The sequence below is a fragment of the Burkholderia sp. LK4 genome, assembly GCF_001043615.1.
In the GTDB taxonomy this organism is placed as follows: Bacteria; Pseudomonadota; Gammaproteobacteria; order Burkholderiales; family Burkholderiaceae; genus Burkholderia; species Burkholderia cepacia.
Map to the genome: position 1 here is coordinate 180,110 of NZ_LDUL01000033.1, position 11,769 is coordinate 191,878.

Sequence of the window (11,769 nt, forward strand, 5' to 3'; positions counted from 1 at the left end):
CGGCGATTTTTTCATCGACTGCCGGATTACGCGCTCAGCGCGTCGACGCCATCCTGCGCGCGTGACCGAGCGGGCATCGTGTCGCTGACGATGCGTCCGTTGTCGAGCTTCAACAAGCGGTCGGCGAGATCGAAGTAACGGTCGTCGTGCGTGATCACGATCACGGCCTTGCCGCGCGCCCGCAGCTCGGGCAGCAGTTGTTCGTAGAACACGGCCTTGAACGACGGATCCTGATCGGCCGCCCATTCGTCGAACAGGTAGAACGGCCGGTCCTCCAGGTACGCGACGACGAGGGCGAGCCGCTTGCGCTGCCCGGTCGACAAAGCGCGGGTCGAGAACGCGCCGTCGACCACCTTCACCTTGTGATCGAGCGCGAGCTTCGCGACGAGCGCGTTCGCGCGTGCATCGGCCTGCGCGCGGGACGGATCGTCGGGATCGACGATGCCGAGCAGCGCATCGAACAGGTGGAAATCGTTGAACACCGCGCTGAAGCGCTGCCGATAGGCGGCGCGCTCGCGCCAGCCGATCGGGCGGCCGTCGACCTCGATCGTGCCTTCCTCCGGTTCGTAAAGCCCCGTCAGAACCTTCGCGAGCGTCGTCTTGCCGCTGCCGTTGCCGCCGACGATGAACACGAGTTCGCCCGGCCTGATCGTCAGGTCGATCGGCCCGATGCTGAACATCCGTTCGTCGCGTTCGTGGAAGTACGCATGCGTGACACCGCGCAGCGTGACGGCGCCGGCGGGCGGCACGTCGGGTGCGTCGGCCGCGGGCGGCACCGTGCGCAGCGCGCCGAATTCGGCCATCACGCCTTCGATCCGCGTCAGCGACACGCGTGCCGCGTTGACGGTCGGCAGGTTGTTCAGCAGCCCGTCGAGCGGCACGAGCATGAACAGGAACACGACGACGTAGCCGGCGGCCGCGGCCGGATCGGCGTGCACGCCGAGCTGCGGCCAGAACGACGCGACGCCGAGGAACGCATAGAACAGGAAGATGATCCAGCCGACGCCGACCGCGTACGCGCTGAACGCGCGGCGGCGGTGGTCGCGCACTTCGCCGATCGCGGCGCCGAGCTGGCCGTCGACGAACTGTCTTGCGCGTTCATCGTGCAGCTTCAGCTCCTTCGCGCCGGAAAACAGCGAGCCGAGATAACCGAACAGGCGGTCCTGCGCCTGGCCGGCCGCTTCGAGCGACGCGATCGCGCGGCGGTCGCCGGTGTGATAGCCGAGCGAGCCGGCGACGATCGCGGCCAGCGCCAGCAGGCACACCGGCCACGACAGCCACGCGAGATAACCGAGGCAGCCGAACACGATCGAGCCGTGCATGACCAGGTTCGGCAGCGCGAAGAACAGCATCGACACGTTGGTCGCGTCGTCGGTCAGCACCGACTGCACGGGCGCCGCGCCGATCCGCTCGATGTCGCGCAGCTCGGCCGCGCCGACGCGCCGCGCGAGATGCACGCGCAGCCGCGCCATCGTGTCCTGCGACAGGCGCGCGAACAGCGTGCCCGACACGATCCGGGTGACGAGCGCGATCACCGCGCACAGCGCGAAGCGCCATGCGAGCGACGCGTCGGCCGCGCCCGGTTGCGACAGCGCGCGGTTCAGCGTCGCGACGAGCAGCACGCTCGCGACGCCGTTCAGCACGCACGCGGTGAGCGCCAGCGCGAGCGACGCGCGGCTTTCGCGCAGCAGCGCGAGGATCAGCCGCGCCGCGGGGCGGGCGGGGGAGGCGTCGAGGGACGGCGGGGAAGAAGGCTCGTGGGCAGCTGTCATCGGCAACGTCGGTAAAGGGAAGGCAGGCGAATACGCCAAAACGGCAAAACTGGCGCGAAAGCAGCGGGCGAGGCGGGGCCCCGTTGCGGCTTTCCTCCCTGATAGACGAACGGGCCGCGCAAATATTTAGCCGCGCGTTCGAAAAAAAGCGTCCGCCCGTACTTTGCGCACAAAACGGTAAAAAATCGGCCGCGCCGTTCGTCACACCAGTGAAGCCGCCTCAAGCGGCCCCGAGACTTGGCCGAAGCGGCCGGACCGAAGGACTTCACGCACATGACGAGTTTCCCGACTGCGCTGCATCACCGAATCCGCGAACTGGCGCGCCTCGCGCCCGACGCACCCGCAATCGCGGCACCTTTCCAGAACGGCTTGCGCCTGTCGCGCGGCGCGCTCGACGCGCGGGCGTCGCGGCTGGCCCGGCAACTGCGCGCGGCCGGTGTCGGCGCGGAAGTGCGGGTGGGCGTGTGCGTCGAGCGTTCGTGCGAACTGTTCGTCGCGCTGCTGGCCGTGCTGAAGGCGGGCGGCGTGTTCGTGCCGCTCGACCCGCGCCATCCGGCCGCACGCCTCGACTGGATCGTTCGGGATGCCCGGCTGCGGCACGGCATCGTCGACGCGGCCGGCCGCGCGGCGCTCGGTACGCCGTTCGAACACGCGTTCGACGCGGCAGCCGATGCAGCGGATGGCCAGGAGGTCGCCGAGGACGACGAGGCAGTGCCCGTCCACCCGCGTGCGGCCGCCTACATGATCTACACGTCGGGTTCGACCGGCACGCCGAAGGCGGTCGTCGTCGAACACGGGCCGCTCGCCGCGCACTGCGACGCGCTCGCGGCCGCGCTGCCGATCGAGGCCGGCGACCGCCTGCTGCATTTCGCGTCGGTCAATTTCGATGCCGCGCACGAGTGCTGGCTCGCGCCGCTCGCGACCGGCGCGAGCATCGTCGTCGCACCGCCGCAGCCGTTCGCGCCGGATGCCGCGCATGCGCTGATGGTGAGCGAGGCGGTCAACGTGGCGGCGTTCCCGCCCGCCTACCTGCGCGAATTCGCCGCGGTGGCCGCGCGCGACGGCGTGCCGCCGGCGCTGCGCGTGCTCGCGTTCGGTGGTGAAGCGCTGCCGCAGCAGGCGTTCGAATTCGTGCGCCGCACCTTCCCGTCGGTACGCCTGATCAACGGTTACGGGCCGACCGAGGCCGTGATTTCGCCGATGCTGTGGCCGGTCGAACCGGGCGAGACGCCCGCGCTGGCCGACGACGACGCTTATGCGTCGTTGCCGATCGGCCGCGTGATCGGCCCGCGCGTCGCGCGCGTTGACCGTGGCGAGGGTGGCGACGGCGGCGAGAGCGACGGTGTGGGCGAATTGCTGCTAGGCGGCGTCTGCGTCGCGCGCGGCTACCACGGCCGCCCGGCGCTGACGGCCGAACGTTTCGTTCCGGATGCCGACGGCGAACCCGGTGCGCGCGTGTACCGTACCGGCGACCTCGCACGGCTGCGCGACGACGGCGCATTCGACTATCTCGGCCGCCTCGACGACCAGGTCCAGGTACGCGGCGTGCGCGTGGAGCCGGCCGAAATCGCCGCGTGCCTGCGCTCGCATCCGGCCGTGGCCGACGCGGCCGTGGTCGCCGACACCGGCAACGGGCCGACGCGCCTGATCGCGTGCGTCGCACTGTGCGCGGCGGCCGACGATGCGGCGCTCAAGGCGCACGTGGCCGGGCAACTGCCGGCCGCATGGCAGCCGCACCGGTTCGTGCGTTGCGATGCGCTGCCGTACACGTTGAACGGCAAGATCGACCGTGCCGCGCTGCGCGAGAAGATTGCCGCCGCGCGCGACACGACGCAGGGTGGCGGCGACGCACCGCGCACGCCGACCGAACAGCAGCTCGCCGGCCTCTGGCAGACGCTGCTCGGCCTCGATGTCGCACCGTCGCGCGACGACCGCTTCTTCGCGCTGGGCGCCGATTCGCTCGCCGCGATGCAGTTGCAGGCCGCGATCCGGGCCGCGGTACGCGTGAACCTGCGGCTCGATACGCTGTTTGCCGATCCGGCGCTCGCCGAACTGGCCGAAGCGGTCGATCGTGCGGAACGCGAAACCGGCGAACCGCTGGCCGCGATCGTCGCGCGCCGTTTGACGACCGGTGCGGCCGATGCCGCCGCGGCATGCGCGCCGTACGTCGATCGCGCCGCCTCGCTCGCGCAGCAACGTTTCTGGGTGCTCGCGCAAACGCGTGACGCGAGCGCCGCCTATCACATCGCCGCGCACTGGACGATCGACGGCACGCTCGATCGCGACGCGCTGCAGCGCGCGCTCGATCACGTGATCGGCCGGCACGAGGCATGGCGCACGACGCTCGTCGACAACGACGACGGCGTGGTGATGCAGCGGATTCATGCGCACCTGCCGGTGTCGATCGCCAGTGTCGACCTGCGCGACCAGCCGCCCGCCGCCCGCGACGCGCAAGCCGCGCGTCTTGCCGAGCGCGAAGCGGCCGAACCGTTCGACCTCTCGCGCGGCCCGCTGCTGCGCGCGACGCTGGTCGCGCTCGCGGACGACCGTCACCGCCTGCTGCTGACCGCCCATCACGCCATCACCGACGGCTGGAGCTCGCGCTGCGCGTTCGACGAACTGTCGGCCGCCTATCGCGCGTATGCGGAAGGCCGCGCGCCGTCGCTGCCCGATCTGCCGATCCAGTATGCCGACTATGCGGACTGGCAACGCGACATGCTGGCCGGCGGCGAGGGTGAACGTCAGCTCGATTACTGGCGCGGCGCATTGCGCGACGTGCCGGGCCCGCTCGCGCTGCCGGTCGACCGCCAGCCGGGCGCGGCGCGCACGCTGCAAGGTGCGCGCGTGTCGGTGCGGCTGCCCGACGCGGTCGCGGCCGACGTGCGGCAACTCGCGCGCGACGCGCAGGCGACCGTCTTCACCGTGCTGCTGGCCGCGCTCGACGCATGGCTGTCGCGCCTGACCGGCGCAACGGATGTCGTGGTCGCGGTACCGGTCGCTCATCGTCAGCGCCCCGAAACGCGTGCGCTGCTGGGCCTGTTCCTGAATACGGTCGCGCTGCGCGTGCGGGTGTCGCCGACGCTGCCGTTCCGCGCGCTCGTCGATGCGGCGCGCACGGCGGCGCTCGACGCGGTCGCCCACCAGGACGTGCCGTTCGAGCGTGTCGTCGACGCGGTGAAGCCGCCGGTCAAGCGCGGCGACGAATGGCTGCGCGTGAAATTCGCGCAGCAGTTCGACGCGCGGCACGACAGCGTGCTGCCGGGCGCGACGGCCGTCGCGACGCCGGGCCCCGATCTCGCCGCACGCTTCGACTACGCGGTGGATTTCACCGACGATGCGAACGGCATCGAACTGGTCGCGGCCTATGCGACCGACTGCATCGATGCGGACACCGCGCGTGCGTGGCTCCACAGCTACGCGGCGCTTGTCGGTGCCGCCGCGCGCGATCCGCACCAGACGACGGCCGTTCTGCCGTGCGACGCGTCGGCCGCTGCGCGCCAGCCGCGCGATGGCCGTGCGCTGCGCATCGAACATGCCGACATCGTCGCCGCGTTCGCGCGGCAGGCGGCCGCGTATCCGCATCGCGTCGCGCTTGCCGATGCGTCGGCGTCGCTGACGTTCGGCGAACTCGACGACGCATCGAACCGCCTCGCACGCGCGCTGTCCGGGCGAGGCGTGGGCGCCGAAGTGCCGGTGATCGTCTGCATCGAACGCTCCGCGCGCTTCGTCGTCGGCCTGCTCGGCGCGCTGAAGGCCGGCGCGCTCGCCGTGCTGCTCGATCCCGCCCAGCCGGCCGCCCGGCTGGCCGCGGCGGCAGCCGACTGCGGCGCGCGCTGGGCGCTCGTCGCGGATACCGCGGCGTGGCCGGCCGGCATCGACGCGCAGCCGCTCGACGTCGACACGCTCGCGCAGGACCCCACGCTCGCGCTCGCGGCCGGTGTGCGCGTCGCGCCGCACCGGGAGCAGGGCGCTTACCTGATCTATACGTCGGGCTCGACCGGCACGCCGAAGGGCGTCGTCGTGTCGCACGGCGCGCTGGCCGACTACGTGCAGGGGATGCTCGACGAACTCGCGTTCGCACCGGACGCATCGTTCGCGATGGTATCGACCGTCGCGGCCGACCTCGGTCACACGACGCTGTTCGGCGCGCTGTGCGCGGGCCGCACGCTGCACCTGCTGCCGGCCGCTTGCGCGTTCGATCCGGACCTGTTCGCCGACGAGATGCGCCGCCGCGACGTCGGCGTGCTGAAGATCGTGCCGAGCCACCTGCAGGCGCTGCTCGACGCACGCGTGCCGGCCGACGTGCTGCCGCGCCATGCGCTCGTGACGGGCGGCGAAACGCTGACGTGGGCGCTCGTCGCGCGCCTGGCCGCGCTTGCGCCGGCCTGTCGCGTGATCAACCACTACGGGCCGACCGAAGCGACGGTCGGTGCGATCGTGTGCGATACGGCGTCGATCGCCGCCGAGGCGCGCGATCCCGCGAGCGGCGTGCCGCTCGGCCTGCCGCTGCCGAATGCGCGCGCGCTGGTGCTCGACGCGTTCGGCGCGTGCGTGCCGGCCGGCGCGACGGGCGAGCTGTATCTGGGCGGGCCGGGCGTCGCGCGCGGCTACCTGGCGCGCCCGGCGCAGACCGCCGAGCGCTTCGTGCCCGATCCGTTTACGCCCGGCGCGCGGCTGTATCGCACGGGCGACCGTGTCCGGTTGCGCGCCGACGGCCGTCTCGCGTTCCTCGGCCGCATCGACGACCAGGTGAAGATTCGTGGCTACCGTGTCGAACCGGGCGAGGTCAGTGCGGCCGTGCGTGCGGCCGGGCCGGTCGCGCAGGCCGAAACGCTCGCGATCGAACACGATGGCCGCCTGCGGCTCGCGACGTTCGTCGTGATGCGCGACGGCGCGACCTTCGACGAGGCCGCCGTGCGCGCGGCGCTTGCCGCGAAGCTGCCCGACTACATGGTGCCCGCGCAGTTCGTCGCGCTCGCACGCCTTCCCGTGACCGCGAACGGCAAGATCGATCGTGCCGCGTTGCGTGAACAGGCGGCCGCGCCGGTCGCGACCGCGTCCGGCAATGCGCCGCAGGGCGCGGTCGAAACGGTGCTCGCCGAAGTCTGGCAGGCCGTGCTGAAGGCGCCGCAGGTCGGCCGCGACGACAACTTCTTCGAACTCGGCGGCGATTCGATCCTCGTGCTGCAGGTGATCGCCCGTGCGCGCAAGCGCGGCGTGCGCTTCACGCCGAAGCAGCTGTTCGACGGCCCGACGGTCGCCGAACTCGCACGCATCGCGAAGACGGAGGACGTGGCTGTCGCCGCCGCCGTCGCGCAGCCTGCGGCCGGATCTGCTGCCGGCGCACCGGTGACGGCGCCGGTCCTGACGCCCGCGCAGCAGCGCTTCTTCGCGCTCGACATCCCGCGCCCGGGCCACTGGAACCAGTCGGTCGCATTCGACGTGCGCGGGCCGTTCGACGCCGATGCGTTCGCGCGCGCCTTCGACGCATTGCTGACGCATCACGACGCATTCCGCCAGCGTTTCACACGCGGCGCGGACGGCACGTGGCACGCCAGCGATGCCGCGAAACCGTACGACGCACTGCCGTTCGTCGAAGTCGCCGCCCGCGACGAAGCCGACGCGCTCGCGCGCTTCGACGCGTTGCAGCGCCGCCTCGACCTCGGTCGCGGGCCGCTGGCCTGCGCATGCGCGGCACGCTTGCCGGACGGCTCGACGCAGCTCCATCTGGCGATTCACCATGCGATCGTCGACGGCGTGTCGTGGCGCATCCTGCTCGACGACCTGGACTCGGCCTACCGCGCGGCATGCGAACGCACGCCCATCCGGCTGTCGCAGCCGGGCCTGCGCGCGGATGCCTGGGCGTCGCGGCTTGCCCGTGCGGCGACGGAACCGGCATCGCCGTTCGCGGCCGAGGCGACGTACTGGGCCGGCATGGCGCAGGGTGACGACGTCGTGCCCGACCACCCCGACGCCACGGCGACGAACGCCGATGCTGCCGTCGTCGTGCAGACGATCGACGCGGCCTTGACCCGCGCGGCGCTGACCGATGCGCATGCCGCCTATCGCACGCAGACGATCGAATTGCTGGGTGCCGCGCTTGCACTGGCGCTGGCCGGCGCGAGCGGCGCCGCCTCGTGCCGCATCGAACTGGAAGGGCATGGCCGCGAGGCGCTGTTCGACGATGCCGATGCGAGCCGCACGATCGGCTGGCTGACGAGCCATTACCCGGTGACGCTGCCGGTCGCGGCCACCGCGCGCGACACGCTGTGCGCGGTCAAGGACACGTTGCGCGCTGTGCCGCACAAGGGGCTCGGTTTCGGCGTGCTCGCGCACTACGGCGATGCGGCGACGCGCGCGGTGCTGGCCGCCGTGCCGCGTCCGCGCGTCACGTTCAATTATCTCGGCCAGTTCGACGCACCGCGCGATGCCATGCTCGTGCCGCGCTTCGGCGGCACCGGCGTCGAGCGCGATCCGCAAGGTCCGCTCGGCAATACGCTCGCGATCCACGCGTACCTCGATACGGATCGCGACGGCGCACGCACGCTGAAAGTGCACTGGGTCTATGGTGCACCGCAATTCGAGCGCACGACGATCGACGCATGTGCCGAGCGCTTCGCGGCGGCGCTGCGCGAGCTCGTCGACGCGTGTGCGTCACGCGTCGCGCATCGCGGCGCCGGCGCGACGCCGGGCGATTTCCCGCTCGCGCAGGCCGCCGGTCTCACGCAGGCCGCGATCGAACGCACGCCGCTCGACTGGCGCACGATCGACGACGTGTATCCGCTGTCGCCGATGCAGCAGGGCATCCTGTTCCATGCGCTGTTCGCACCCGGTCACGCCAGCTACGTGAACCAGCTCGTCGCGACCGCGGCCGCGCTCGATGCCGACCGGCTCGTGGCCGCGTTCGAGGCGTCCGTCGCGCGCCACGACATCCTGCGCACGAGCGTGATGCCGGACGAAGCCGCGCCGCTGCAGTGCGTGCATCGCCATGCGCGGATGCCGGTCGAACAGCTCGACTGGCGCACGCGCGGCGACACGCTCGACGCCGATTTCGACGCATGGCTCGCGGCCGATCGCGCACGCGGCTTCGACTGGCGCGAGCCGCCGTTGATGCGTCTCACGCTGATCCGCGTGACCGACGACGCATGGCGCGTCGTGTGGACGCGTCACCACGTGCTGCTCGACGGCTGGAGCACCGCGCGCCTGCTGGCGGACGTGCTGCGCGACTATCGCGACCCGGACGCCGTATCGCCGTTCGCGGGTCGCCCGGCACTCCGGTACCGCGACTTCATCGCCTGGCTCGGCACGCGCGACCGCGACGCCGACGAACGCTTCTGGACCGAACGCCTCGCACGACTCGACGCCCCGACGCTGATCGCCGACCGCACGGCTGACCGTGCGGATGCCGACATGGTCACGTGGCGCGCGACGCTCGATGCCGCCGCGATGACTCGCGTCGCGCAGACGGCACGTGCGCTGAAGCTGACCGTCAACACGCTGGTGCAGGGCGCGTGGGCGCTCGCGCTGCAGCGGATGACGCACCAGCCGGCCGTCGCGTTCGGCGCGACCGTCGCGGGCCGTCCCGACGCACTCGCGGACGTCGATGCGGTGCTCGGCCTCTTCATCAACACGGTGCCGGTGATCACCGCGCCGGCGCCGCAGCAACGCGCGGCCGACTGGCTGCAAGCGCTGCAACGCGACAACGCGGCGGCCGCCGAGCACGCGCATACGCCGCTTGCCGACATCCAGCGCTGGGCGCGCGGCGCGGGCGGCGCACTGTTCGACACGCTGGTCGTGTTCGAGAACTATCCGGTCGACGACACGGCGCGCGACGCCGATCCGCGCGCGCTGGTTTTGAGCGGCGTGCGCAGCATCGAAGCCACCGATTTCGCGCTGACGCTCGTGATCGAGAGCGGCGCCGAGCTGACGATCGACTACGGCTACGACACCGCGCGCGTCGATGCGCGGCAGGTCGAAACCTGGCACCGCGCGTTCGCCTGCGCACTCGATGCGCTGGCCCGCACGCCGGATGCGCTGCTCGGCACACTGTCGATCGCAGACGACGCCACCCGCGACGCACTGGCGCGGGCGCAGGACACCGCGCGCACATGGCCGGTTTCGCAACGGCAGCCGCTGCACCTGCAATTCGCCGATGCGGCGCGGGCGACGCCCGACGCGATCGCGCTCGAATACGCGGACGTTCACGGCGGCGTGCATCGCGCGACCTATCGGGAGCTCGACGTCGGTACGTCGCGCATCGCGGCCGCGCTGCGCCGGCGCGGCGTGCGGCCCGATACGCCGGTCGCGCTGTGCGTCGAGCGTTCGTTCGACATGGTGATGGCGCTGGTCGGCGTGCTGAAGGCCGGCGCGGCCTACCTGCCGGTCGATCCCGACTATCCGGCCGAACGCATCGCGTATCTGCTGCGCGACGCGCGGCCGGCCGTCGCGATCACCCAGGCCCATCTGCGCGAGCAGGTCGAGGCGGCCCTGGGCGACGGTGCAACGACGCAGTTGCTGACGGTCGCGGACCTGCTGGCGGATGAAACCGTCGACGAAACGGTCGCCGAAACGGTCGACGACCCCGCCGGCGTGACCGCCGAGGTCGACGACGCACAGCTTGCCTACCTGATCTACACGTCCGGCTCGACCGGCAAGCCGAAGGGCGCCGGCAACACGCACGGTGCACTCGCGAACCGGATCGCGTGGATGCAGCACGCGTACCGGCTGACGCGCGACGACGTCGTGCTGCACAAGACGCCGTTCGGCTTCGACGTGTCGGTGTGGGAATTCGTGTGGCCGCTGGCGATCGGCGCGAAGCTCGCGATCGCCGCGCCCGGCGACCATCGCGATCCGGCGCGTCTCGCGGCCGCGATCCATGCGCACGGTGTGACGGTGCTGCACTTCGTGCCGTCGATGCTCGCCGCGTTCGCCGCGCATCTCGACGATTTCGCGGCCGCCGCGCAATGCGACAGCGTGCGCCTGATCGTCGCGAGCGGCGAGGCGCTTGCGCCCGAACTCGTCGAGAAAATGGCGCGGCTGCTGCCGCACGCGACGCTCGTCAACCTGTACGGGCCGACCGAGGCCGCGATCGACGTGTCGCACTGGACGTGCGGCCCCGACGACGCGCAGGCGGTCGCGGTGCCGATCGGCCATCCGATCGCGAACCTGCAACTGCACGTGCTCGATGCCGCATGGCAGCCGGTGCCGGCCGGCGCGACCGGCGAACTGTATCTCGCGGGCGCGGGCCTCGCGCGCGGTTATCTCGGCCGTCCGGCGCTGACCGCCGAGCGCTTCGTGCCCGATCCGTTCGTCCCGGGCGCGCGCATGTACCGCACGGGCGACCTCGCGCGACGGCGTGCGGACGGTGCGCTCGATTACCTCGGCCGCGTCGATACGCAGGTCAAGCTGCGCGGCCAGCGGATCGAGCCGGGCGAGATCGAGGCGCTGCTGCGCGCAGCGCCCGGCGTGAACGATGCGGTCGTGATCGTGCGCGACGAGCAACTGGTCGGTTATGTCGCGCGCGGCGATGCGGCCCCGCTCGACCGGGCGGCGCTGCTCGACACGCTGCGCGCGCAACTGCCGGCCTACATGGTGCCGTCGCAGCTGGTCGAACTCGACGCGTTGCCCGTCACGCCGAACGGCAAGTGCGACCGCCATGCGCTGCCCGCGCCGGTACGCGAGACGGCAGCCGAAGCGGCACTCGCGACCGACACGGAACGCGCGCTCGCCGGGATCTGGCAACGCGTGCTGCACGTGGACGCGATCGGCCGCGACGGCGACTTCTTCCTGCTCGGCGGCCATTCGCTGCTCGCGACGCAGGCCCATGCGCAGGCGAACCTGCACTGGGGGCTCGCGTTGCCGCTGCGCACGCTGTTCGACACGCGCACGCTGGCGCGTTGCGCGGAGGCGATCGACGCGGCCTGCGCGGCACGCGGCGCGACCGATGCGGCGAGCGCGATCGACGCGCTGCTCGGCGAACTGGAAACCCAATAAGGAC

The 11,769-nt window shown here is 71.8% G+C and carries 2 protein-coding genes; one reads left to right on the forward strand and one right to left on the reverse strand.

Annotated elements, in window-relative coordinates; all coding sequences use genetic code 11:
• Positions 1-26 precede the first annotated feature (26 nt).
• Positions 27-1,772: a cyclic peptide export ABC transporter gene (locus tag VK92_RS17980; protein ID WP_048020604.1), complete on the reverse strand. Its 1,746-nt coding sequence runs from the start codon at positions 1,770-1,772 to the stop codon at positions 27-29.
• A gap of 273 nt (positions 1,773-2,045) precedes the next feature.
• Between VK92_RS17980 and VK92_RS17985 the strand changes: the two genes are divergently transcribed.
• Positions 2,046-11,765 (forward strand): non-ribosomal peptide synthetase, encoded by a 9,720-nt coding sequence (locus VK92_RS17985; RefSeq protein WP_048020782.1) that lies wholly within the window; start codon positions 2,046-2,048, stop codon positions 11,763-11,765.
• Positions 11,766-11,769 lie beyond the last annotated feature (4 nt).

Excerpts from the sequence above, each read along its gene's own strand:
- VK92_RS17980 (WP_048020604.1), bottom strand. The coding sequence starts at position 1,772 with ATGACAGCTGCCCACGAGCCTTCTTCCCCGCCGTCCCTCGACGCCTCC.
- VK92_RS17985 (WP_048020782.1), top strand. The coding sequence starts at position 2,046 with ATGACGAGTTTCCCGACTGCGCTGCATCACCGAATCCGCGAACTGGCG.